This is a genomic window from Pseudoclavibacter sp. AY1F1 (assembly GCF_002931075.1).
Lineage (GTDB): Bacteria > Actinomycetota > Actinomycetes > Actinomycetales > Microbacteriaceae > Pseudoclavibacter.
Map to the genome: position 1 here is coordinate 74,477 of NZ_PSTQ01000011.1, position 24,360 is coordinate 98,836.

At 67.3% G+C, this 24,360-nt stretch carries 20 protein-coding genes and 1 tRNA gene; 14 read left to right on the forward strand and 7 right to left on the reverse strand.

Annotation, left to right across the window (positions count from 1 at the left end):
• Window positions 1–23 precede the first annotated feature (23 nt).
• Entirely contained in the window at window positions 24–1,388 is a 1,365-nt protein-coding gene (locus tag C5B85_RS15100) for an FAD-dependent oxidoreductase (protein WP_104286836.1), read from the forward strand.
• A gap of 289 nt (window positions 1,389–1,677) precedes the next feature.
• Here the strand turns inward: C5B85_RS15100 and cls are convergent, their stop codons facing one another.
• Both cls and C5B85_RS15110 read right to left on the reverse strand, forming a co-directional pair.
• Complete coding sequence (cls, locus tag C5B85_RS15105) at window positions 1,678–3,192, reverse strand: cardiolipin synthase (protein ID WP_104286887.1); 1,515 nt, start codon at window positions 3,190–3,192, stop codon at window positions 1,678–1,680.
• Window positions 3,193–3,248: 56 nt separating this feature from the next.
• Window positions 3,249–3,737, reverse strand: coding sequence for a YajQ family cyclic di-GMP-binding protein (locus tag C5B85_RS15110; RefSeq protein WP_068478537.1), 489 nt, complete (start codon window positions 3,735–3,737; stop codon window positions 3,249–3,251).
• 124 nt (window positions 3,738–3,861) lie between these two features.
• On the opposite strand from C5B85_RS15110, the gene C5B85_RS15115 reads away from it, so the two are divergent.
• A tRNA-Tyr gene (locus C5B85_RS15115) sits at window positions 3,862–3,946 on the forward strand.
• A gap of 92 nt (window positions 3,947–4,038) precedes the next feature.
• Here C5B85_RS15115 and C5B85_RS15120 read toward each other — a convergent pair.
• Window positions 4,039–4,875: an alpha/beta hydrolase gene (locus C5B85_RS15120; RefSeq protein ID WP_104286837.1), complete on the reverse strand. Its 837-nt coding sequence runs from the start codon at window positions 4,873–4,875 to the stop codon at window positions 4,039–4,041.
• A gap of 145 nt (window positions 4,876–5,020) precedes the next feature.
• Here C5B85_RS15120 and C5B85_RS15125 point away from each other — a divergent pair, with 145 nt between their 5' ends.
• The gene (locus tag C5B85_RS15125; RefSeq protein WP_104286838.1) at window positions 5,021–5,656 is read left to right on the forward strand and encodes a TetR/AcrR family transcriptional regulator; all 636 of its coding nucleotides are present in this window, start codon (window positions 5,021–5,023) and stop codon (window positions 5,654–5,656) included.
• On the opposite strand, the gene C5B85_RS15130 is transcribed toward C5B85_RS15125, so the two are convergent.
• Entirely contained in the window at window positions 5,640–6,344 is a 705-nt protein-coding gene (locus C5B85_RS15130) for a GntR family transcriptional regulator (protein ID WP_181064461.1), read from the reverse strand. The genes C5B85_RS15125 and C5B85_RS15130 overlap by 17 nt on opposite strands.
• A gap of 177 nt (window positions 6,345–6,521) precedes the next feature.
• Between C5B85_RS15130 and C5B85_RS15135 the strand changes: the two genes are divergently transcribed.
• The 6 genes from C5B85_RS15135 (at window position 6,522) to C5B85_RS15160 (ending at window position 13,774) form a co-directional block, all read left to right on the forward strand.
• Entirely contained in the window at window positions 6,522–7,439 is a 918-nt protein-coding gene (locus C5B85_RS15135) for an ABC transporter permease (protein WP_181064462.1), read from the forward strand.
• Complete coding sequence (locus C5B85_RS15140) at window positions 7,436–8,332, forward strand: ABC transporter permease (protein WP_104286841.1); 897 nt, start codon at window positions 7,436–7,438, stop codon at window positions 8,330–8,332. Before C5B85_RS15135 ends, C5B85_RS15140 begins: the two co-directional genes overlap by 4 nt.
• Window positions 8,329–9,957 carry an ABC transporter ATP-binding protein gene (locus C5B85_RS15145; RefSeq protein ID WP_104286842.1) on the forward strand — a complete coding sequence of 543 codons (1,629 nt, stop codon included), beginning with the start codon at window positions 8,329–8,331 and terminating at the stop codon, window positions 9,955–9,957. The genes C5B85_RS15140 and C5B85_RS15145 overlap by 4 nt, the downstream gene beginning before the upstream one ends.
• A gap of 90 nt (window positions 9,958–10,047) precedes the next feature.
• A complete protein-coding gene (locus tag C5B85_RS15150) occupies window positions 10,048–11,586 on the forward strand; it encodes an ABC transporter substrate-binding protein (RefSeq protein WP_104286843.1) in 1,539 nt (512 codons plus the stop codon).
• On the forward strand, window positions 11,583–12,797 hold the full coding sequence (locus tag C5B85_RS15155) for an amidohydrolase family protein (protein ID WP_258070829.1): 1,215 nt from the start codon (window positions 11,583–11,585) through the stop codon (window positions 12,795–12,797). The genes C5B85_RS15150 and C5B85_RS15155 overlap by 4 nt, the downstream gene beginning before the upstream one ends.
• Window positions 12,794–13,774 carry an ornithine cyclodeaminase family protein gene (locus tag C5B85_RS15160; protein WP_104286844.1) on the forward strand — a complete coding sequence of 327 codons (981 nt, stop codon included), beginning with the start codon at window positions 12,794–12,796 and terminating at the stop codon, window positions 13,772–13,774. Before C5B85_RS15155 ends, C5B85_RS15160 begins: the two co-directional genes overlap by 4 nt.
• Before the next feature lie 36 nt (window positions 13,775–13,810).
• On the opposite strand, the gene C5B85_RS15165 is transcribed toward C5B85_RS15160, so the two are convergent.
• Complete coding sequence (locus C5B85_RS15165; RefSeq protein WP_104286845.1) at window positions 13,811–14,821, reverse strand: Gfo/Idh/MocA family protein; 1,011 nt, start codon at window positions 14,819–14,821, stop codon at window positions 13,811–13,813.
• Window positions 14,822–15,255: 434 nt separating this feature from the next.
• Between C5B85_RS15165 and C5B85_RS15170 the strand changes: the two genes are divergently transcribed.
• From C5B85_RS15170 to C5B85_RS15175, 3 genes are all read left to right on the forward strand, one after another.
• Complete coding sequence (locus tag C5B85_RS15170; protein ID WP_104286846.1) at window positions 15,256–15,486, forward strand: hypothetical protein; 231 nt, start codon at window positions 15,256–15,258, stop codon at window positions 15,484–15,486.
• Window positions 15,487–15,933: 447 nt separating this feature from the next.
• The gene (locus C5B85_RS19270; RefSeq protein WP_181064463.1) at window positions 15,934–18,330 is read left to right on the forward strand and encodes a hypothetical protein; all 2,397 of its coding nucleotides are present in this window, start codon (window positions 15,934–15,936) and stop codon (window positions 18,328–18,330) included.
• Entirely contained in the window at window positions 18,327–19,022 is a 696-nt protein-coding gene (locus C5B85_RS15175) for a response regulator (protein ID WP_181064464.1), read from the forward strand. Before C5B85_RS19270 ends, C5B85_RS15175 begins: the two co-directional genes overlap by 4 nt.
• A 1,459-nt stretch (window positions 19,023–20,481) precedes the next feature.
• Here the strand turns inward: C5B85_RS15175 and C5B85_RS15185 are convergent.
• Together C5B85_RS15185 and C5B85_RS15190 are read right to left on the reverse strand one after the other, a co-directional pair.
• Window positions 20,482–21,300 carry a hypothetical protein gene (locus C5B85_RS15185; RefSeq protein ID WP_104286849.1) on the reverse strand — a complete coding sequence of 273 codons (819 nt, stop codon included), beginning with the start codon at window positions 21,298–21,300 and terminating at the stop codon, window positions 20,482–20,484.
• Window positions 21,301–21,609: 309 nt separating this feature from the next.
• Entirely contained in the window at window positions 21,610–22,785 is a 1,176-nt protein-coding gene (locus C5B85_RS15190; RefSeq protein WP_104286850.1) for an SLC13 family permease, read from the reverse strand.
• A gap of 63 nt (window positions 22,786–22,848) precedes the next feature.
• Here C5B85_RS15190 and C5B85_RS15195 point away from each other — a divergent pair, with 63 nt between their 5' ends.
• Complete coding sequence (locus C5B85_RS15195) at window positions 22,849–23,628, forward strand: ABC transporter ATP-binding protein (protein ID WP_104286851.1); 780 nt, start codon at window positions 22,849–22,851, stop codon at window positions 23,626–23,628.
• Window positions 23,625–24,359, forward strand: a complete 735-nt coding sequence (locus tag C5B85_RS15200) for an ABC transporter permease (RefSeq protein ID WP_104286852.1) — start codon at window positions 23,625–23,627, stop codon at window positions 24,357–24,359. The genes C5B85_RS15195 and C5B85_RS15200 overlap by 4 nt, the downstream gene beginning before the upstream one ends.
• Window position 24,360: the final 1 nt, after the last annotated feature.

The following is a 24,360-nucleotide window of genomic DNA, read 5'->3' on the forward strand; positions in this document are numbered from 1 at the left end:
CCCGAACCCGTCCTGGAGGACATGTGACTACGCTCCGCCTTGCCATCGTCGGTGCAGGACCAGCCGGTATCTACGCGGCGGACATCCTGCAGAAGATGGAGCGCCAGTTCGATCTCTCCATCGACCTGTTCGACAAGCTGCCCGCGCCGTACGGGCTGGTGCGCTACGGGGTCGCCCCGGACCACCCGCGCATCAAGGGCATCATCAATGCCCTGCGGGAGGTGCTCGAGTCCGGTGTCATGCGTGTCTTCGGCGGTGTCGAGTTCGGCAAGGACATCACGCTCGACGACTTGAAGCAGCACTATCACGCCGTGATCTTCTCGACGGGGGCCATCCGGGATGCGTCCCTCGACATCCCGGGCATCGAGGCGCAGGGCAGCTACGGCGCAGCCGACTTCGTGAACTGGTACGACGGGCACCCCGACGTGCCGCGCACGTGGCCGCTGGACGCGCGCGAGATCGCCGTCATCGGCAACGGCAACGTTGCATTGGACGTGGCGCGCATGCTCGCGAAGCACCCGAAGGACCTGCTGTCGACTGAGGTGCCGCAGAACGTTGTCGAGGGGCTCGAGGCGAGCCCCGTGACCGACGTGCACGTCTTCGGGCGCCGGGGGCCGGCGCAGGTGAAGTTCACTCCGCTCGAGTTGCGTGAGCTCGGTGAGGTGCCAGATGTCGACGTGATCGTCTACGAGGACGACTTCGACCGCGACCCGGCCGCCGCTGAGCTCGCGAAGACCAACAAGCAGCTCATGGTGATCGGGCGCATCATGGGGAAGTGGCGCGGCGAGCGGGAGCTCACGGCCTCGCGCCGCCTGCACTTGCACTTCTACTCGAAGCCGGATGCGGTCCTCACGGAAGAGGGGCCGGACGGTGAGCGTGTGCGAGCCATCCGCATCGAGCGCACAGAGCCGGATGCTGAGGGCGGCGTCCGCGGAACCGGGGAGTTCATCGAGTACCCCGTGCAGGCCGTCTACCGCGCGATCGGCTACTTCGGCTCGCCCCTCCCCGGCGTGCCGTTCGACGAGCATCACGGCGTCATCCCGAACCGTGAGGGGCAGGTGTGGGACGACGACAACCAGCAGGTCAACGGCATGTACGCGACTGGGTGGATTAAGCGAGGCCCGATCGGTCTTATCGGCCACACGAAGTCCGATGCGTTGGAGACGGTCACGCACCTCGTCGCAGACCAGGGGAACTGGTGGACCCCGGCCGACGCGAGCGAAGCATCCGTCGTGGAACTGCTCGAGGCTCGTGGGGTGCGGTTCACTGATCTGGCCGGGTGGCGTCGACTTGACGCCCACGAACTCGCTCTCGGTCAAGCGAATGACCGTGAGCGAATCAAGGTTGTGGATCGAGACGAGATGACGCGCATTTCGCGGGGCGAATAGGGGTTCTGGTCCCCGTTCATGAAGTGGGGAGTTCTCCCCATCGCGGAACGCTCGTTCACCTCGTACGCTCGGAGTACGCACAGAGAGCGGAAGAGATTCTGGACCTGAACCGGTCCGAGTCAAAGACTTCAGTCGGCGGCTGAGCCGCGTCGCAATGGTCGCTCTGACCGCGGCGCGATACTGGGGGAGCTCGCCGTCGGCTGAAGACCCCTTAGGTCTGGGGACCTACAGCAGGGTCACGCAGGGCAGCACCAGTCGGTGCTGCCCTGCTCTGCGTGTGTGCGCCTGGCTACTGGATGACGCTGGTCAGGCGGGCGACGTTGTCGAGTGCGCGGGTCAGGATGGGGCGCTGTCTCCACTCGTCGAGGGTGAGCTCGAAGCTGCGCTGCCGGTAGCCGTTCTCGACCTCGCGCATCCGGTTCACGAACTCTTCGCCGTGCACCATGAGCATGAGTTCGGCGTTGAGAGTGAAGGATCGCATGTCCATGTTGCTCGAGCCGATGAGGGTCACTGAGTCGTCGAAGGTGATGTGCTTGGAGTGCAGGATGTAGGGGCGGCGGTAGAGCCTGATTCTGACGCCTGCGCGGAGGAGGGCCTCGTAGTAGGAGCGTTGGGCGTGGAAGACGAAGAACTGGTCGGCGATTTCGCCGACGAAGAGTTCGACGTGGACTCCCCGTTGCACTGCCGTGGTGATGGCATACATGAGTGAGTCGTCTGGCACGAAGTAGGGGCTGACGATGACGATGCGCTCGCGGGCTGCGTACAGCAACTGGTTGAAGAGGCGCAGGTTGTTCTCGTTCTCGTAGCCTGGCCCGCTCGGCACGAGCTGGCACGGGAACACGTCGTGCTGGTCGCCGGCTTCGACGTCGGCTTCCGCTTCGTCCGGCTCCGGGGTGACGGGGTCGTTCTCGAAGACCTCGGTGAGCAGCTGTTCCGTCTCGGCGTACCAGTCGGAGATGAAGACGGCGTTGACGCCCGTGACCATGGGGCCCTCCATGCGGAGCATGAGGTCTTTCCATTTGAGGGAGTCGGTGCCGGGCTTGGGTCCGCGGTGGTAGTCGCGGGAGATGAGGTTTTGCGAGCCGAGGTAGGCGACCCGGCCGTCGACGACCAGCAGTTTGCGGTGGTTGCGCAGGTCGACGCGCTGCATGCCGCCTTCCCACGGGTACAGGGAAAGCATGCGGCGCCAGTCGGCGCCGATCTCGGTGAGGCGCGTCTTCATTTTCTTGTAGCCCCGGTAGCGCATCGACCCGATGTGGTCGAAGAGGACGCGCACGGTCACGCCGCGTTGCACGGCGCGTTCGAGGGCGTCGAAGAACGGGGCGGTGGCGTCGTCGTGGCTCATGGCGTAGAAGAGGACGTTGACGTAGCTCTCGGCTTCGTCGATCTCGTTGGCCATGCGCCGGATGGCGCGGTTGTAGGTGCCGTGCAGCTCGAGTCGGTTGCCGTCGGCGAGGGGGATCGCGGTGAGGTGCTCGCCGAGTTTTGTGACCTGCTCGAACCAGGACGGGCTCGTGATCGCGCGTTCGGCGGGGGCGATCTGGTCGGTGGCGTCGCGGATGATGCCGTCGACCTGTGCCTGCATGCGTCGTCTGCGGGTCGGCAACTGGTTGGTGCCGAACAGGAAGAACAGGATGACGCCGAGGTACGGGATCAGGATGATCGTGATGATCCACGCGAGGGCCGTCGTGGGGCGGCGGTTGCGGGGGATGACAACCACCGCCGTCAGGACGATGAGCACGTAGAAGGTCGCGACGGCCGCGAACCAGAACCCGGTGAGCCCGAGCTCCGGGTACCAGGGCATGAGCGCGCCAGCGGCGGCGCCTGGGTCGTACCCGGTCCGCGCGACCCCCGGGGGCACTAGCGGCGGTTGACGAACTGCAGGTCGACCTCGACGTCGGCGCTCTTGAGCAGCGCCATGGTGGCCTGCAGGTCGTCGCGGCTCTTGGAGGAGACGCGGAGCTCGTCGCCCTGGATCTGTGCCTTCACGGTCTTGGGGCCCTCGTCGCGGATGAGCTTCGTGAGCTTCTTCGCGCTCGGCTGGTCGATGCCCTCCTTGAGGGAGGCCTCGATGCGGTACTCCTTGCCGGAGGCGTACGGCTCGCCGACGTCGAGCGTCTTCAGTGAGAAGCCGCGCTTGATGAACTTGGTCTGCAGGACATCGAGCACCGCCTTCACGCGCTCTTCACTGGAAGCCTTGAGGAGGAGCTTTTCGCCAGACCAATCGACCGAGGCGCCAACGCCCTTGAAGTCGTAGCGCGTCTCCAGTTCCTTCTGCGCTTGGTTGACGGCGTTGTCCGCCTCCATCTTGTCGACCTTGTTAACGACGTCAAACGAGGAATCTGCCATGTCGACCATGGTAGCGAGGACCGCCGACAATCTCACGAGCGGAGCCCGGTCCCGGGTCGTTTCGACAAACCGAGTGGAAGTCGGTAGTCTCTAGCCTGCACGTTTGCGCTCTGCGCTGTGCACTGGCGAGTTACCCAAGCGGCCAAAGGGATCTGACTGTAAATCAGACTGCTCAGCATTCGGGGGTTCGAATCCCTCACTCGCCACCAACACACTGACGCGAGGCATCCACAAGGTGCCTCGCGTCAGTGCTTTATCTGTCACGGCTCTGTCTGCCGCGGTCTTCGGTGCGGTACTGCGCTCAGTTGCTCGTCGGCACCTCGGCGTGGGTCGTGGCCCAGGTGAGCGCGTAGTCGGCGACCTCTTCCCACCCGGTCTGGCTCACGATGCGGTGCGTGCGTCCCGCGAACTCGCGGTACGCGACCGTCGCGGGGCTTCCCGTCTGCGAGTACTTCTTGACGATCGCGCGCCCGATGACGGGCGGCACGACGTGGTCGATCTCGCCCGTGATGACGAGCAGGGGTGCCCGGTCGCCACGTGCGTAGTCGACGTGGCTCGCGCCGCTCTTCTCATTGAAGGCAGCCGCGACTCCCTCGAAGAAGACCCTGTTCACCGAGTTGACGGCGAACTCCTCCCACAGCTTGTCCGACTCGGCGCGGCTGAGGTCGTTGCCAAACGTGTAGTGGAAGTGCGACTTCGAGATGGGTGACGCCCCGTTCTTGTTGAACGGGTTGCGGAGGACGGGGAAGCCGGATCGCACGGTGGAGATGGGCAGCGTCGTGATGCCAGCGGGCTGGCCGGGGGTGACGCCGACGTAGGCGACGCCGAGGTCGCGGTCGGCGAGCATCTGCGTGAGGAGTCCGCCGAAGGAGTGGCCCATGATGATCGGCTTCTCCGGCAGGGCGCGGATGATGCGCTCGTAGTGGTCAGCGATCTGCGCGAGGCCGACCCCCTTGAGTGCGGCGGGGTTGCGGCGGATGTCGGCGACGCTGCGGTCGTCGATTCCGGGCCAGCCAGGCACGATGACTTCGTGTCCGCGGGCCCGGAAGTACTCAGCCCACGTGGTCCAGCTGGTGGGGGTCATCCAGAGCCCGTGGATGAGGACGATGGGGGTCTTGTGCTGGTCGTTGCTGTTCATTGCGATCTCCGTTGTGCGTCTGCGTGGTTCTGGGTTGGTGTCTTACTGTGTTGAGTAGAACGATCGTTCTGTCTTGCTGGAACCATACGGCCGGAATCGAGAACTTGTCAAGCGAAAAGAGAAAGATCGTTCTACTATTGACCGCATGGCCAAGCGAACGACGGCAGGCGGCGCATCCGCTGCCCGAGAGCGACTTCTGGCGACCGCATCCGCCCTCTTCTACGGGGAGGGGATTCACGCGGTCGGGGTCGACCGCATCGTGAGCGAGGCGGGCGTGACGCGGGCCACCTTCTACCGGCACTTCCCGAGCAAGGAAGACCTCGTCGAGGCCTACCTCGGGGTCGAGGACGCGAGTATTCGCGAAGCGCTCGAGGGTGCGGAAGCGATGGCGCAGGGCCCGACCCAGCTCATCGAGCTTGTCATCGGCGGCCTCGCCGAGGATGTCGCTCGCCACCACACGAGGGGCTGCCCGTTCATCAACGCGGCGGCCGAGTACCCCGCGAGCGAGAGTGGCGTGCGCGTCGCCGTCGCTCGGCATCGCGAGTGGTTCAGGGCCGAGCTGCAGGCCATGCTCGAGGGTGCGCAGCATCCGGAGCCGCAGGCGGCCGCTGCCCAGCTGGTCCTGCTGCGCGACGCCGCGATGGTGGGTGGCTACCTCGACGGCTGGGAGCGGGTGAGTCCCGCGTTCACCGCTGCGGCACGCGCTGCGGCGGGGTTGGATGCTCGCGCCGGGTCGGGCGGGGTATCCGGCGTCGAGGTTGGGGTTACTGAGGGGCGGTAGTGCGCCGACGCCTCGTCTTGGCGGCGGGCGCCTCGCGCGGCAGCTGCGCCTCGAGCAGCGGCATGGACTCGATGCGGCCGCGCTCGACGTGGGCGGCGGTCAGCAGCTCTGCCACGTCGGCCTGGCCTGCGACGATGGCGTCGACGATGTCACGGTGCTCGACCCACATCGCTGCGGTGTCGCGCTGCGGAGTGAGCCTGAAGAGCCATCGCACGCGGCCGCTCATCAGCTTCGTGACGCGGCGCAGCAGGGCGTGGTCGGCCAGGGCGATGATCTCTTCATGCAGGTCGGAGTTGCGTGTCGAGGGCGGCGCATCCGATGGGGTATCGGGGGTCGATGCGCCGTGTGCCGAGCGCAGGGCGGCCAGCATGGGGGCGACGTCTGCTCCGGCGCTCGCCCGCCTCGCTGCGAAGGCGGAGGCCATCGGCTCGAGCTGGCGCCTCAGGTCGAAGACCTCGATCGCGTCGGTCACGGTGAGCACGTGGACAACCGCGCCACGACGCGGCTGCGAGGTGATGAAGCCCTCCGATTCCAGGATCGGCAGGGCTTCCCGCACCGGCACGCGCGACACTTCGAGCCGCTCTGCGATCTCGCGCTCGTTGAGTTTCGACCCCATCTCGAGCTCGCCCGTGATGATCTGCTCGCGGAGGGCGTGGGCGATGCGCGCCGGGGTCGGTTCGAGGGTCATGGGCTCCATTCTGGCACGTACGCGAAACGTCATTTGGAATGCCAGAAGCGACTTAGAAACAAGATGGACCCCGGAAAATGCAGGTTTGGTATTCAAAAGTGACGTCAGGGTAAGAACTGTGTGACAAGCGTGTTACTTCGCCCCGATGCGTGAATGCGGTCGCATAGCGTCACCAACGTGCTCCCGTTTATCGCCCGCCGACTGGCCCTCGCCGTCGCCACCGTGCTTGCCGTGGTGACCATCGCTTTTGCGCTCGGCCGCGCCACCGGTGAGCCCGGTGCGCTGCTCCTGCCCGACAACGCGACGCAGGCTGAAGTCGATGCGCTCAACACCGCGCTCGGCTTCGACCGCCCCCTCATCGTGCAGTATCTCGACACCATCGCCGGACTCTTCACCGGCAACTTCGGCAGCTCCTACCGGCTGCACGAATCAGCGCTCGGGCTTGTCCTCGAGCGCGTCCCCGCGACACTCGAGCTGGCCTTCTGGGCCTTTGTCATCGGGCTAGCGCTCGCAGTCGCCGCGGCGCTGGCGATCCAGCTCACCGGCAGCCGGGTGCTGCGCGCCATCGTGGGGTGGGCTGGCGCTGTGCGCCAGTCGATCCCGGACTTCTTCTTCGCACTGCTGCTCGTGCTGGTCTTCTCCGTGCTGCTCGGCGCCCTGCCGTCGCTCGGCCGCAACAGCTACGCCAGTCTCGTGCTTCCCGTGGCCACACTCGCCACAGGTCAGTTCGTCATGTACCTCCGCCTCCTGGACTCGGCGCTCAGCGAGCAAGCCGGGCAGGACTACGTGCGCACCGCCATCGCACAAGGCCAGCGCCGCTCGACCGTGCTGTTCACTCGCATGCTGCCGAACGCGGCGCTGCCGGTGCTCGGCATGGCCGGACTCAACCTCGGCGGGCTGCTCGGCGGCACCGTCGTCGTCGAGGTGGTGTTCGCCTGGCCCGGCCTCGGCCAGCTCCTCACCACGGCCGTGAGCCAGCGCGACTTCCCGATCGTGCAAGCGGGTCTCGTCTTCGTCGCGCTTGCCTTCGTCATCGTCAACACCGCGGTGGACGTGCTGGTCCGCCGAATCGACACGAGAACGGCTGCCGCATGACCGCTCAACTCACTCCCGTCACGACGGCACCGCGTCGCCTGCCTCGTCGCCTCCGACCTCCCCGGCGGCTCCGCCCTGGCGCTGTGATCGGCGCCACCATGATCGGCGCAGTCCTGCTGCTGACGGCGATCGTGCCGATGCTGCCCGGCTTCGACCCCATGGGTCAGGACCTGCGTGCAGCGATGCTGCCGCCGTTCACCGACCCGGCGCATCCGCTCGGCACGGACGCGCTCGGCCGAGACCTCCTCGACCGCATCGCGCTCGCCTCGGCCGTGACGCTCGGCATGACGGTGCTCATCGTGGTGATGAACGCCATCATCGGCAGCACCGTCGGCATCCTCGCCGGCTACTTCGGTGGGCGCCTCGAGGCGCTCGTCACGCTGCTCAGCAACGTGACGCTGGCCATGCCGGTTGTGCTGCTGCTCATCGCGATCTGCGCCGTCCTGCGTCCGAGCGCTGGGCTCACGATCCTGGTACTCGGCTGCACCTGGTGGGTCGGCTACGCACGAGTCACGCGCAACGTCGCGGCCGCGCTTCGGCGACAGGACTTCGTGGTCTCGCCGCTCACCCAGGGCGGGGACACGATCTGGGTGCTCACTCGTCACATCGTGCCGAACATCTGGCCGCACACGCTCATCATCGCCGCCACAGACCTCGCCACGATCGTGCTCATCACCTCCTCGCTCGAGTACCTCGGGCTGGGCGTCCAGCCGCCTGTGCCGAGCTGGGGCGGCATGATCTTCGACGGCCAGCGTCACCTCGGCAGCGACCCGTGGCTGTCGCTGCTGCCCGGCCTCGTCATGCTGCTCGCGGTCGGCGGAGTGCAGTTCCTGAGCCAGCAGTTCACTGCAGAGACCCGCGGCTCGCTGCTGCGGAAGGGAGGCATGCGATGAATCCGGTACTGCGCATCGAAGACCTGCGCATCGAGACGACGGGCGAGGCGCCGCGTGCACTCGTAGATGGCGTCACGCTCCAAGTCGACCCCGGCGAGTCGCTCGGGGTGGTGGGGGAGTCCGGCTCCGGCAAGAGCCTGACGGTGCTCGCCGCGCTTGGTCTGCTTCCTGCGGGCACCCGCATCGCCGCCGGGCGCATCCTGCTCGATGGCAAGGTGCTCGTCGATGTGGAAGCCGACGTGTGGATGGGCGAGCGGGAGCTGCGAGCGCTACGTGGTCGCACCGCCGCCATGGTGTTCCAGGACCCGATGTCCTCGCTCGACCCGCTGCGCGCGGTCGGCGCGCAGGTGGCTGCCGCCGTGCGTGTGCACCAGCCCATGAGCCGCCGTGCCGCCCGGGAGCGTGCCGTTGAACTGCTGACCGCAGTCGGCGTCCGGGATGCCGCGGAGCGAGCATCCGCCCGACCGCACCAATGGTCTGGTGGGATGCGCCAGCGGGCCATGATCGCGATGGCGATCGCCCACGATCCGCTCCTCCTGATCGCCGACGAGCCCACAACGGCCCTCGATGTGACGGTGCAGGCGCAGGTCATGGACCTGCTCGCCGAGGTGCGCGAGCGCACCGGCTCGGCGCTTGTGCTCATCACCCACGACCTGGGCTTGGTCGCCGAGAACAGCGACAGGCTCGCCGTCATGCACCACGGCCGCGTCGTGGAGACCGGCGGAACACGATCAGTGCTCGACTGCCCCACCGAGGACTACACCAAGCGCCTCATGGCGGCCATCCCCGCCGAGAGCGAGCGTGCCGCGAGCGCCGTACGCCCTGGCCAACCGGATGCGCTGGTCGCCGACCGCGTTGTGGTCGAGTACCGCGCGCACGGTCGCAGGCAACCCGTGCGCGCCGTGGACGGGGTCTCGCTGCGGATCGCGGCGGGAGAGACCGTCGCCGTCGTCGGCGAATCCGGGTGCGGCAAGTCGTCGCTCGCGAAAGCTGTGCTCGGTGTGCACCCCGCCACATCCGGGACCATCGAACTCGGCGGGGTGTCGGTCCACAACGAGCTGGGGGCGCGCAGCGCGGCGGAACGCGAACGTGCGCAGATCGTCTTCCAGGACCCTTACTCGGCCCTCGACCCGCGGCTGACCGTGCACGACCTCGTCGCGGAACCCCTCCGCATCCGCCACGCCTACGACAAGGCCACCGTCGCTCGCTTGCTCGCCGATGTCGGCCTCGACGAACAGCACGCGAAGCGCCTCCCGGCTCAGCTCTCGGGAGGCCAGCGCCAGCGCGTCGGCATCGCCAGGGCGCTCGCGTTGCGCCCGGGGCTGCTTGTCCTCGACGAGCCCGTCTCGGCACTCGACGTGTCGATCCAGGCGCAGGTGCTTGAACTCCTCGACGGGCTGCAGCGCGAGCACGGGCTCGGCTACCTCTTCATCTCCCACGACCTCGGCGTCGTGCGCAGCATCGCCGACCGCGTGGTGGTGATGCAGGAAGGGCGAGTGGTCGAGGAGGCGTCGACCGCAGAGATCTTCAGCTCTCCCAAGCATCCGTTCACGCGTCAGCTGCTCGACGCCGTGCCGCGCCTCGACGGGCCGCGCCGCGGTGCGCATCCGCTGGCCGTCGCCTGACCCGACCTCCCTCTCCTTCTCGCACGCTCCGTTCCGTTCTCCCTCGCTCCTTCACCATGCCCTCGCACGCCCCCCGAACAGAGGAACCCCATGCCCAAGCACACCCTCCGGCGTCGCCTCCTCGCGACCGGCGCACTCGCCGCCACCGGCACGCTCCTGCTCACCAGCTGCGCAGGCGGCTTCGACGACACCGGCGCCGCAGGCGACGAGCCGACCAAGATCGTCGCCGCGATTCCCACTGATCCGACCTCGATGGACCCGATCCGCTCCGGCGCCCTCGTTGTGCTCTCCGTGTTCTTCCACACCTTCGACCAGCTCGTGGCGATTACCGCCGACGGCGAGCTGGCGCCGAAACTCGCCACGGAGTGGACCCCAAACGACGACCTCACGCAGTGGGACTTCACCTTGCGCGAAGGAGTCGAGGCCAGCAACGGCGAGGCGATCACCGCCGAAGACGTCGCCTTCTCGTACCAGACGATCCTCGACGACCCGACTGGCGAGAACTTCGCCTACCTCAGCTCCGTCGCGTCGGTCGAGGCCGTGGATGAGCTCACCGTGCGCTTCACCCTCAACTCTCCGTTCTCAGCCTTCCCGCGCAACACGTCCCTGATCTCGATCGTGCCCGCGGACACGTATCAGGAGGTGGGGGCCGACGCCTTCGCGCAGGACCCCATCGGTTCGGGACCATACGTCTTCGAGAGCATCCAAACCGGCGTCTCCTACGACCTGGCTCGCAACGATGACTACTGGGGCGAGGCACCCGCCATCGAGCAGATCTCGCTGCAGCCCGTTTCCTCCGATGAGTCCCGGGTCAACGGGGTGCTGTCCAGCAGCCTCGGCGTCGCGCCGATCGGACCAACGCAGGTCTCCTCGGTCGACGGACAGGGGTCCGCGCAGGTGTTCTCAGCACTGTCGAACGGCGTTGTCTTCCTCGGCGTCAACTCCACCAGCGGCGTGCTCACCGACGTGCGCATCCGCGAAGCCATCGCCCTCGCCATCGACAAGGAGGCCATCACTGGCGGACTGCTCGGAGGGCTCGCTGAACCGGCGAGCGCCATGCTCGCACCGGCCGTCGAGGGGTACAGCGACGACGTGACCGCACCCGACTACAACCAGGAGCGGGCCCGCGCGCTCCTCGCCGAAGCCGGCTACGCAGGCGAGCCGATCCCCTTCGACTACGCCACCGACGGGCGCATCCCGCTCTCCTCGGAGGTCGCGCAGACGATCCAGGCCTCGCTGGCCGACGTCGGCATCACCGTCGAACTGCGCGGGGCAGACCAGCAGGCCCATACGCTGAAGATTCGCAGCAAGGAGATGCAGGGCATCTACCTCAACACCTGGGCGCCGTCGACCGTCGACGGCGACTTGCCGCTGACCGACTTCTACGAGACTGCCGGCAACAACAACTACGCGCAGGACCCGCGCACGGCGGAACTCGCTGCCGAACAGCGTGCGGTCACCGGCGACGAACGCCTCGACGTCTTCGCCGAGCTCCTCAACTACAGCAACGAACAGGGATACTTCGTGCCGCTCTACGTGCCCATGAACAACTACGCAGCTGACCCCGACCTCGAGTGGACGCCCCGCGCCGACGGCCTGTTCGACTTCACGCAGACGAGCTTCCGTTGAGCGCCGCGCTGCTGCGTGACGTCCGCCCCTGGGGCGGGGAAGCAGCCGACGTCCGGCTGAAGGACGGAACGATCGCCGCCATCCTGCCGACCGGCGCAACGCCGGAAGCGGGCGAGACGGTGATCGAGGGTCGCGGTCGCATCCTGCTCCCCTCCTTCGCTGACGTGCACGTGCACCTCGACTCCACCAGAATCGGCCTCCCGTTCCGGCCGCACACGGGCCGCCCCGGGGTGTGGGGCATGATGCTCAACGACCGTGTCAACTGGCGCGAGGCTGAAGTACCAATGGACGAGCGCACAAGCGGCACCCTGGCGCGCATGATCGCCCACGGCACCACAAGCGCACGAAGCTACGCGCAGGTGGATGTGGATGCGGGGCTCGAACGGCTCGAGGCGGTGCTCGCGGCCAAGCAGCAGCACCGCGACCGCGCCACCGTGGAGGTGATCGCCTTCCCGCAGGCTGGTCTGCTTCGCGAGGAGGGATCGTTCGAACTGCTCGAGGAGGCCATGCGCTCCGGGGCCGACGTGGTCGGCGGCATCGATCCGTGCCAACTCGACCGCGACCCGGCGAAGCACCTCGACCTGGTCTTCGGGCTCGCCGAGCGTTTCGACGCCCCCATCGACATCCACCTGCACGAGCCCGACCAGCTCGCCCGGTTCTCGGCCGAGCTCATCGTGGAGCGCACCCGCGCGCTCGGCATGACCGGGCGGGTGACCATCTCGCACGGGTACGGGCTCGCCGAGCTGCCGCGCGAGCAGCTTCTCCCCCTGGTCGAGCAGTTTGCTGAGCTTGACATTGCCTGGGCGACGATTGCGCCAGCCAAGCCGTTGCCCACGCTGCTGCTGGCTGAGCACGGCATCCGGGTCGGCCTCGGCGAGGATGGCCAGCGCGACTACTGGTCGCCGTACGGCAACGCCGACATGCTGGACCGCACCTGGCAGCTGGCCTTCACGAACGGCTTCCGGCGTGACGAGGACATCGAACACTGCATGGCCATCGCCACCGTCGGCGGCCGCTCGGTGCTGGGGACCTCCCCAGCGCTGCAGGGGGCTCTCGACCGCCCTGGCGTCTCGGTCGGCGACCGCGCAGACCTCCAGCTCATCGCCGGCGAGACCGTGACGAGCGCCGTCATGGACCGCCTCCCTGACCGCACCGTGCTTTTCGGCGGGGTTGTCGTCGCCGACGCGCTCGAGCTCGTGGGTACCGCGTGATCGTGCTGACCGCCTCGCAGCTCGAGGAGCTGGTCGACAGATCGGCGACGGAGCTCGCGGTGGCGGAGATCTTCGCCGAGATCGCCCGCGGCGCGGCGGACCAGCCGCCGCCCACCTCCATGAAGACGGATGCGGGCACCGGCCGCTACGTGCTCATGTCGGCGCTTTCGGAGGCCACCGGTACTGCCGCGGTGAAGCTGCTCGCCGATGTTCCCGACAACTTGGCCAGGGGTCTTCCGACGCAGCGTTCGATGATCACGGTGCTCGATCGCGAGCTCGGAGCCCCGGTCGCGCTCCTGCACGGAGGCGTGCCCACTCGTGTGCGGACGGCGGCCGCCAGTGCCGTCGCGACCCGCGCGCTGGCCCGCGACGACAGCCGCGTCCTCGGCCTCGTCGGTGCTGGCGGGCTCGCGCGGGAGCACGTCGAGGCGCTTCGCGGTGTGCGCGACTGGGATCGCCTCGTCATCTGGTCGCGGACCAACGAGCGGGCCGTCGCGCTCGCGGAGTCGCTCGACTGGCCGGGTGCCATCGAGGTCGTCGACTCCTGCGAGTCGGTCTTCGAACGGGCAGACACGGTGTGCACGCTCACGCCGTCGGTCAGTCCGATCGTGCGGGGCGAGTGGTTGCGTCCCGGGCAGCACCTCAACGTGGTCGGCGCCAGGCCGCGACCCGACGAGCGCGAGGTGGATGCGCTGACCATGTCACGCGCATCCGTGTGGGTCGACGACCTGGCGACGGCACGCACGAAGTCGGGAGACCTCATGCTCGCGGTGGCCGAGGGCGCGCTTGGCCTCGACGATGTCATCGGGACGCTCGGTGAGGTGCTGGCTGGGCTGCGACCGGGCCGCACGAGCGCCGAGCAGATCACGCTGTTCGATTCCGTCGGCATCGGCGCTCAGGACCTGGCGATCGCCGACCTCCTCGTGCGTGAGGCGCGCTCGCGGGGCGTCGGGATCGAGCTCGATCTCAACAGCTGAGGATGCGGGGCGCGGCTAGGGGGTGTCTGACATGAGCTACCGGACTCCGGCCATCACGGTCGCGTGCCAGGCATCGAGGAGGCGCGCGACCGTGCGCGTCTGCTCCCACGGCATGGCACGCGACTCGAGGCGCCCGTCCCTGAGTGCGCGGGAGACCGCATCCGCTTCGGCCGCGAACGGGTGCACCTGGGCGACCTCGATCGTGGTTCGTCGTCCGTCGTGGAAATGGTCGAGGGTCGTCGGCGAGAGGTCGCGCTCGCCGAACGCGCTCTCGAGCGTGATCCAGCCCCCGTCGCCGACGATGTCGGCTCGCTTCGACAGCTGAGTGTCGATGGAGCAGTCGACGTAGGCGGTGAAGCCCTCGGCACCGAGCCACGCCGTCGAGTACACGTCGACTCCGCCTTCGACGTGTCCCGTTGCTCCGCCGACTCGTCCGTGCGCGGCTTCGAGGTTCAAGTGCTCGAGCGCGACGCCGGCTGACGCGGCCACCGCGACCGCGAAGGAGACGGGATAGCCTCCGACGTCGAAGATGGCGCCGCCCGCGAGTTCCGGGTCGAAGAGGCGGCCGTCGCGACTGCCCGCTTCGAAGCCGAACTGGGTGCGCACCTGCAGCGGCAGCGTGACCTGGCCCCACTGCAGCCGGCGATCGATGGCGCGAGCGAGAGGGCTGAAGCGATGCTTGTACGCCTCCACGACGGGCAGGCCCGCGCGCTCCGCGGCGGCGAGGACTCGCTCCGTCTCGGCGGCGCTGGGTGCGAGTGGCTTCTCGCAGAGCACCGCCTTGCCGGCCTCGAGCGCCGCCACCGCGAGGTCCGCGTGTGTTGTGTGCACGGTCGCGACGTAGACGGCGTCGACGTCGTCGCGCGCCAGGATCTCGGCGTACGTGCCGGAGATCTCCGCGCCGTAGCGGGTGGCGAACACGGCTGCGCGCTCGGGGTCCCGGCTTGCGACCGCCCGCAGCTCGCCGTGTTCCGAGCTTGGCAGCCACTTCGCGAACGACTCCGCGATCGCGCCCGGCCCGAGGATGGCCCACCTGGTCTTCTGCATGACGCGAAACTACCCGCATCGCCGATCGCTCGTGTGTCGGCCGGAGTCACGAAGTGACGCCCCTAATCGGGTCGCCCCTCGCGCTCGGTCGTTGTTCAACCGGGAGACACGCCGCCTCGGTTCCCCAACGGAGGCGGCGTGCTGCTTCGTTCCTGGTCCCAAACCGGAACGAAGGTGCTTTTTGCCCAGAAAGCAGACGGCACAATGCTCAGCAAACTGCGAGGGGAGGTCGCGAGCAAGCAACTCGACGAAAATACCCCTCTTTGGGGGTCTGGGGGCAGTTCAGCGCGGCGATCCTGCTGCTCGCGCGTTGGCCGAGGCGTGCGCCTGTGGATCGGCCTCAGGGCGCCTGATGGTTTCCCGGCTTGCTCCTGCGCAGTGCGCTTTCCCGCAAGGATTGGCCCACAGCGTTTCGACGAGGACCGGAGAAGACCGTGACCGCACCGAAGCAAGGCAAAGACCCCGTCAGCTCTTACCGCCCGCGGCTTGTCCCATGGGTGCTCGGCATTCTGATCGGCGTGGCCATCGGGATCGTCATCTCCGTGATCCTGTCGATGAGCGCTGCCTTCACGATCGCGTTCATCTTCATGGGTGTCGCCATCGGTGTCGCCTTCGCGATCGCGTTGCAGGCGGCCTTCGATGACGTAACTCGACGTCGAGGGTGATGCACCGCAGACCGTCGTGATGTGAGACGGCAGAAAGACGCCGCCCCGGCTTTCGGCCGGGGCGGCGTTCGGCTTCGGTCCAGTCCCCCGACGGAGCGAAGCTGCGCACCACTCGATGAGGGTTACTGCGCGACTTCGATTCCATCCGCTACCCAGGTCGGGGTCAACGCAGACGACAAAATGACCTGCAGAGAGGGGCCGTCATCGCGGCTGTTCTCGCATGAGAAGCCCGCTTCCTTACCTCACAACCTTCAGCAAATCTATGCCTTGCGGTGACCTCCAAAAGGAGGTAATTACTCTGCCCCCGTTTGCCGTCCGGCTCACTACACTTCAATCAGTGGTCGCAAGAGACCCGGGTCCCCCAGCCTGGTGCGCCCTGAAGCCACTTCTACCCGTTCCTTCGTTGGAGAGGCCGCTTTGGCGAGCGCATCCAGGATGCAGGTGCCCATGGCAGTGGCTGGAGATTCCCCCTCCCAGTCATTGCGCGACCGGCCGGCAGACCGCTCTGGCCGTGCAGGGTGGGCGACGCAGACCCTCCGCCTCTCGATGCGGCGCACGCTGCTGACGGGTCTCGCCGCCTGGCAGGTCGTCATGCTCGGCGCCATCGTGGTGTCTTCGCTGTCGACATCCCTCGCGTCCGGGCTCGCGCTCGCCCACGCCGTGCTCGCAGCTCTGGCGCTGGGAGCCAGGGACAATCGCATCCCCGCCTGGGTCGTCGTCGTCGCCTCCTACCTGGTGGGCGTGCTCGATTGGCGGGCCACGGGGGATCTGGATGCGACGCTGACCTTCGCCGCGTGCTGGCTCGTGAACCTGACTGCGCTAGTCTGCGCCTTCGCCATGTCCCGGAACCTGGCGATCGTGCTCGTGGCGCTGTCGGCCTTGCTGGTACCGCTCGCGATCCTCGTCACGAACCCCGACTGGGGGCATGGCTTCCCGAGCGCTGTGCTCGTCACACAACTCGCGATCCTGACGGCCACCCAGCTCGGATCCTGGGCGCTGTCCAGCTTCACCGCAACCGCCGATGAGGCGGTCTCGAGCTCACGAGACGCCTTCCGGGAAGCGGTGACCAGGCGAACTCGGCGACGTGAGGTGGCCGAGGACGCGCGGGTCCTGCACGACTCGGCCATCAACACGCTCGGCGCGATCGCAAACGGTGGTGCCGGAACCAGCGATGTGGCAGCTGTCCGTGCTCGCTGTGCTCGCGATGTCGTCGTGGTGAGGGAACTGCTCCTGGCGAACTCGGAGCGGACCACGACGGCGACATCGTTCGAGGAAATGTTCGACTCGTCCCTTGTGCAGCTGTCCCGTTCCGGTCTGGATGCGCGCCAACTCGCGCGACTCTCCAACGCGGCCACCCCTGATCAGATACGGGCGGTCGTCGGCGCGACGCGAGAACTGCTGCTCAACACGTTCAAGCACGCGGGGGTGCAGCGTGCAGAACTGGGCACTGCATTCACGGGCGGCGAACTCATCGTGCGGGTCAGCGACCGGGGGCGCGGGTTCGACGGTGCCATTCGCTCGGGCCGCGGTCTCGCGAGGTCCGTGTTCGCCCGCATGGAGCTCGTGGGGGCGAGCGCCACAGTGACTTCGGAGGAGGGCGCCGGTACGACGGGGATCATCCGGCTGCCCCTTGCGCTGTCGCCCTCGCAGGATCCGGGCTCCGAGCATCCGAGTGTCGACGTCGTCGCGGGCGGTGAGTCGCTGGTCAGGCGCGCAGCGTTCTTCTGGGCGACCGGGGTCACCGTGGTCGGCGTCGTTCTCGAGTCCGTGAACAGGGTGGGTCTGGCAAGCGCGGCCTACCCCATGCTCGCGGCCAACGTCGTCGCGATCGTCGTCGCTTGGTTTGCGTTCCGGGTTGGGCCTCGGCTCAGGACCGCGCTGGTGCTGAGCCTCGTCCCGCTCGGCGTCGCGGCGTTCACGCTCTCCGCCGCTGCAGTCTCCTTCGGTGCGGTCGACGCCGTGCTCTGGCAGGCGCTCGCGCCGAGCGCGGCCCTCGTGCTCGTGCTCGCCGTTCCGGTTGCAGACCCCCGCAGAACGGCGTGGCTCTCGTTGCTGATTTACGCCCTCGCGAGCTTCGTTCTCGCTGGCCTCGTGACACCGATGCTGGGTGGCGCCGCTCTGACGGTCCTCGTTGCCGGTCTTGTCGGGGTCGGGTTCACGCTCGCTTGGATGCACTTCAGGGCAGCCATCGGGCAGATCGGGTGGAAGGTCAACGCGGACCAGGAGGCGGTGTTCCGCGCTCGGATGCAGGAGTCGCGCATCGAAGCGGCAGATGAGGCGCGGAGATACTGGCTGCAGGCAGGCCTCGACGGTTCGATTCGCGTGTTGGACGCGCTCGCAAAGGGCGAGGCGGACCCCGACTCGCTGCAGACGCGTTCGACGTGTGCGCTCGAGGAGTCCTTCCTGAGGCAGGTCTCCCTCCTCAGCTCGGAAGCCGTGCACCTCGGTCCTTGGCTCGTGCGAGCCCTCAGTGAATGTCGGCGGAGGAACTCGGTGCTGCGTCTGAGCGCCGACGACGTGGACATCGTGGATCCAGAGGCCGCCGATCGGCTCGGCCAGCTGCTCGTGTCCAGCGCCGCGGCGATTCCAGCCGCGGGGGAGCTCACGATCACGGTGTTCGAGCAGCACGGTCGCGCGACGTGCACCGTCGTCGGCGACTCCCCGTGGATCTCCGAGGCCGGCCAGCAGTGGGCAGCACTTCAACCAGTTGGCATGGCTGCCAACTTCACGAACAACACCTACGGTTCCCAGGATGTGCTCCAGCTCTCGCTCGGAGCACGACGACTCAGCACTGCCGCGGTCGACCAGTGGGACAGCCCTACGACAGAGATGAGCCTGACATGAACAGCGGCGATAGCCTCGACCATGGAATGCCCCACGGGGAGGGGCCGCGGAAGGTTCGCGTCGCGGTCGTCGAAGACCACCTCCTTCAGCGCGCACGCACCGTCGAGCTCTTGGATTCGGCGGGCGATCTCGTAGTCGTGGCGAGCGTCGAGACGCTGCCGGAGCTGTTTCGCTGGCTGAGCGAGACCCCGCGACCAGAATGGCCGCAACTGGTGGTTCTCGACCTGATGGTGGACCGCGGGGAGAGCGCAGATCCTGCGCTCATCGAGCGGCTCACGAAGGTCATGAGCGTGCTTGTCCTCTCGGCGCTGGCCTCCCCACCCCTGGTTCGTGCCGTGCTCCGTGCCGGGGTCGCGGGTGTTGTCGGCAAGCGGGACTCCGAGTCGGCCATCCTCGGCGCCGTCCACTCGGTGCTCGACAACGAGAGCTGGCTCACGCCCGACCTGGCCAGTGTGATCGCGAGCGATCCGGAGCGGCCGAAGCTCAGCATCCAGGAAGAGCGCGCCATGGTGCTCTACGCTTCCGGGCTGACTCTCGACGCGGTCGCGGCGGCCATCGGGGTCAAACCCCACACGGCGAAGAAGTACCTGGCCAGGGTGAAAGCCAAGTACGCGGGGGTCGGCCGCCCGGTCTACACGAAGATCGATATCGCACGTGCGGCGAGGGAAGACGGCTTCTTCGAACGCGAGTGACCCTCTTTATGAGGTCATTTATCTCCTGTCGCATTTCGGCGGGTAGTCCTGTCCTACGCTTGCCATTGTCTGCACCAATCGCTGTCGATGTGACGGCGCATTTCTGGTGCGACGAGAATTGCAATGAATGCAGCGCAGGTGGGCGAATCGGAATTGTGATTCGCCGCACGCGAAATAGGTACCCAGGGGAGAACATGTCTGAATCCGGTGTCACACAATCAGCAGCGATGTCGAGTGCGTCGCCGACTCGGCGAAACCTCGTCAAGGGCGCGGCGTGGGCAGTGCCGGTACTAGCGGTCGCCGTTGCTACGCCGATGGCCGTCGCTTCGCCGAAATGCCTCTCGGCGTCAGATGTTTCCATCGTCTACTCGAATCAGCCGGTTACGACTCCAGCTGCCACGGTGACTGATGCTGCAGCACAGAACCCCGGGTACTTTGTGCATCGGTTTACGCCTGGCACGCCCTACACCGTCAGGGGAACGGCCACATTTACCTTCAATGGCTCGAGCCCGACCCTGACCTCAGGTCTGAGAGTTCGTGTCGGAGCCACATCGTCGGTTGTCTGGCTCGCCGCGGGTACTCCCACGGCGACATCGAGCGCCGGAAATGTGATTGTCTCGGCGGTGTCGGCGCCTTCAACCTCGCCGACGGCAGAGCGTACGCTCACACTTGCCTCCACTGCGGGGCCCACGGGTCTCGTCAATCCCGGCGACACGATTACAGTCATCTGGGAAGTCACGTCAAATGTCCCTGGTGCGAACTGGAACGGAACGTCAACAGGGTTCGCATTCCCCTACATCGGCCTCACTGATTGCGGGGGCACCGTCGTGCCTATCAGCCCGCAAGCCGCGATCATCCCTCGCCCGTTCGACGTGTACCAGTACCACATCTGATCCTCGTCAAGGTTTCAACGATCGCTCACTACAGCGTTGCTCCCTGTCGAGTGACTCAGGCGATCTTGACTCGGCGTTTGGGTTCTTGTGTGGATTGCGCGGGGAGTTCCGTGCGAGACGCGTTGCCCTGACCGCGAGGTATGAAACGCCTAATAGTTGTGGGAAGCCAAAGCCTCCGTGAGTATGCGAGCCGCGACGCTTGCAGCTCACGGAGGCTTTTCTTGTGACTCATCCAACGCATGTAGAAACGCGGAGGGCGTCCCGTTGTGGTCGTGAGCGGGGGTGTGGTGTCCTCGCGCGGTGTTCCATGCCGCGCCAGGCGGTCGTTATAACAATGTTCTTGTACCCCTGGTGCCGCAGACCTAGCCGTAACCACACGTCTGGTTCCCCGCCCCGTCTGGCACGCGCACAACGCGCGCCCGGCGGGGTTTCTGCGTGTCCGGAGGGTTGCGGAGCTGCCGTCGGTGGAACGCGAAAAGCGGCGCCCTCCAATTGGAGGGCGCCGCTTTGAAGAGACGTGCAACACCGGCCGCGGGCCGACTGCGGGAGCTCGCGCTCCCCGGAGCTCAGGCGGTGCAGCTCGGGTTGATGGCGGTGAACGTGAACGGGCCGATCCAGATGTTCTGGTTGGGGCGGTCAGCGGGAGCCCGCCCCGAGTTGTTGGCGACGAACGTGAGGTCGAACTCCGACGTGAACGGGTTGGTGACCGCCACGTTGCCGGCACCGCTGGTCGGGATGACCTCGGGGTTCGGTGCCCCGGTGGCTGCCCGCCACGCGTTGTTGCTGAGCCCCTGTCCGACGACCCAGGTCGAGTTGTAGGTGCCTGTGCCCGACGACACGTATACGCGCTCTGCGCCACCAAGACCGTCGATCGCCTGGACCCCGTCGATGTCCTTGATCTTGTAGGTCAAGTCATCCACAACCGAGGGGACGCCATCGAGCGCGAAGGCGAACGTGACTCGCTCCCCTCCGCCGGCGTTGTTGAGGTTCTGCGTGTCGAGGGAGAGGCGCACGCTCGGCAGTGCCTCGCCGCCGGCAGTCGCGGAGTCGAGCAGGAAGTTGTTGGCCGTGTTGATGGTCATGTTGGCCGCTCCGTTGGGGACGGCGCTGAGCGTCAAAGTGAAGTCCTTGCCGTCGCCGAACAGATCGGTCCACGTGAAGACCGCCGAGGTGGCGCTGGTCCTGGTGTACGTCGCCGTCGACGTGCTGATCGTCTCGGTGCAGGTGACCGATGCCGAGGCGAAGGGTGCCGCAGCGGCCGTCGCGAAGACGGGGATCGACCATGCGAGCCCCTGCGTGACGGTGCGCCGGGAGACTCCTGCCGGAGGTGCATCCGTGAGAGCGTCGTCGGTCGTCAGTCGATGGGATGTGGGGTTGGAGGTCATGAGGCCGCCTTGCGCGCAATGGAGGGGAATGGGGGATGGGGGATGGGGAATTCAGGATGGGGGATCCTACGAGCATTCATACAGGCGTGCGGCATCCGAACAAACGAAGAAGTTGATTTGACCTCCGAAAAGGGGTCCCAGTGTCGGATGGCCGTTGTAGGTGCAGCAAAGCTCCCACGCTCCGCCTTCGCGGGCACCGTCATGGGCCTGCCCCGTCGACCGAAGCTGGGCGTGCAGGAAGAGCGGGCATTGGTGCTCTACGCGGATCTGCGGTGAGGACGGGAGACGGCTCCGCCGCCCTGCATCCACCTACAGGGTCGCGGCGAGCGCCAGCGTCGCGAGCGGCACGATGATCGCGGCCCCAACCAGCCCGAGGGCTACGAAGCGCAGCCACGAGATCGTCACGCCGAGTGACACGAGCCGCTCGTGCCAGAGCAGCGTCGCGAGTGAGGCCCACGGCGTGACGAGCGGACCGAGGTTGACGCCGATGAGCAGTGCGACCAGCCTGGCGGGGCTGTCGGCGACGGGTTCCAGCGCTAAGTATGCGGGCAGGTTGTTGATGCCGTTTGCGCTCGCGGCGCCGATCGCCGCCAGCTGCAGGAGGCTGAGGGGGTCGTCGCCGCGGCCAGAAACAGACGCGAGCAGCTCGCTCAGCCCATGTGCGTGAGCCGCCTCGACGAGGACAAACAGCGACCCTGCGATACCGAGCGCCTGCCAGGGCACGAGCCCGAACCGCAGGGCCGCTCGTCGGCGCGCGGCGAAAGCGACGATGAGCAGGAGCGCGGCCGCCCCCGCCGGGATCGCCACCTCGATGCCGGAGACCAACAGTGGCAGCAGCAGCGCCGTGACCACCGCCGAGAAGACCAGGAGCGGGCGGTCCCGGATGCTCGTGGGAGTCGGCATCCGATATCGGCGGTCGAGCTGCCGGCGGAAGACGAACGACAGGATGGCGGCGCTCGCCACCACACCCACAAGCGCGGGCGCCCACGTGAGTGCCAGGAACTGCAGTGGCCCGCCCTCGAAGGATCTCGCCGCGAGCAGGCTCGTGAGGTTCGAGACCGGCAGGAAGAGCGATGCGGTGTTCGCGAGCCAGACGGTCGCGAGCGCAAACGGGATGGGCGACACCCCGACGTGCACGGCCAGCAGCACCACGACTGGCGTAACGAGCACAGCGGTCGTGTCGAGGGAGAGAAATGCCGTGCTGACCACGGCGAGCAGGAGCACGAGCATCCACAGCAGCCAGAGCCGCCCCCGGCCGAGCTTCGCGAGCCGGTCAGCGAGCGCCGAGAAGACGCCGGCCTCGCTCGCGAGCTCAGCGACGATCGTGATGCCCACGACAAACGCCAGTACGGGCAGGACCCGCTCGCCCAGCTCCAGCAGCTCGGGAGCCGGCAGCACACCGGCGGCCGCGACGACAACCGCTGCGACGACGAGCACGGCGGTAGCGATGATGGGGGCGATGCGGGACGCGCGGGACTCGGCCATGGCGGAGCAAGCATAGGCCCGCAACGCGCCTGCGATGTCGGTGCTCGCTCGTAGGATTCGAGTATGAGCTCGAACGGTGCTGTTCAGGTGCGTGAGGCGGCCGTCGTCGTCAGCGGACTGCGCGTCAGTCGCGGTCGCACATCGGTGTTCGACGGGCTTGAGCTTTCCGTCCCGCGAGGTCAGATCACGGGGCTCCTCGGGCCATCCGGATGCGGGAAGACGACCCTCATGCGCGCGATTGTTGGCGTCCAGAAGACTTCCGGCGGCACGGTGACCGTGCTCGGTGAGCCCGCTGGCTCCCGGCAGCTTCGCTCGCGCGTCTCCTACGCGACGCAGGCCGCATCCGTCTACGACGACCTGACCGTGGCGCAGAACCTCGGGTACTTCGCGAGTGTGCTCGGCAGGGGGCGCGCCGGGGTGGATGCGATCATCGAACGTGTCGGGCTCACCGCCCAGGCGAAACAGAGAGTCGAGTCGCTGAGCGGCGGCCAGAAGAACCGGGTCTCGCTCGCCGTCGCGATGCTGGGGGAACCCGAGGTGCTGGTGCTCGACGAGCCCACCGTCGGCCTCGACCCCGTGCTGCGGGAGGAGCTCTGGGCGCTGTTCCGCTCACTCGCCGACAGCGGTGCGACCCTCTTCGTCAGTAGCCACGTCATGGACGAAGCCATGCGCTGCGACCGCCTCCTCCTGATGAGAGACGGTCAACTCATCGCCGACACGACCCCGCCGGAACTGCTGCGCGAAACGGGGACCAGCGACGCCGACGCGGCCTTCCTCGCGCTCATCGAACGTGGCGAGAGTACGGGGCGTCACGCCGGCCCGGTTGAGGGGGACGCATCATGAGCCCCACCAGGACCTTCGCGACGGCCGGCCGCGTGCTCAGCCAGATCCGGCACGACCCACGCTCGATCGTCCTCATGGTCGTCGCACCGAGCCTGCTCGTCGGCCTATTCTCTTGGCTGTTCTCCGAACAGGACGGCGTCTTCCAGCAGCTGGGCCCCGCGATCCTGGCGCTGTTCCCGTTCATCATCATGTTCCTCATCACGAGCATCACAACCCTGCGGGAACGCCGATCCGGAACGCTCGAGCGCCTCATGACGACGCCGCTCTCGAAGGGCGACTTCATCGTCGGCTACGCACTCGCCTTCGCCGTCGCGGCCGTGCTGCAAGCAGTGGTGACCGTGGCGTTCGCCGTGATCGTGTGCGGCCTGAGCGTGGAGGGACCGCTGTGGCAGCTCGGCCTCGTCGCGGTCGCGGATGCGCTGCTCGGCACAGCTCTCGGGCTCCTCGCCAGCGCGTTCGCGCGCACCGAGTTCCAGGCCGTGCAGTTCATGCCCGTACTCGTGTTCCCGCAGGTGCTGCTCGGCGGCATCCTCATGCCCCGCGAGCAGATGCCGGACGCACTCCAGGCGATCTCCGACTGGCTACCGCTGAGCTACGCCATCGATGCCATCAACGCGGTCACGGCGGGCGACGAAGGCTGGGACCTCTGGGCGCCCATCCTCGTCATCCTCGCCTTCGCGTCTGGCGCGCTGGTGCTCGGATCGCTCACGCTCCGCCGCCGAACCGGGTAGC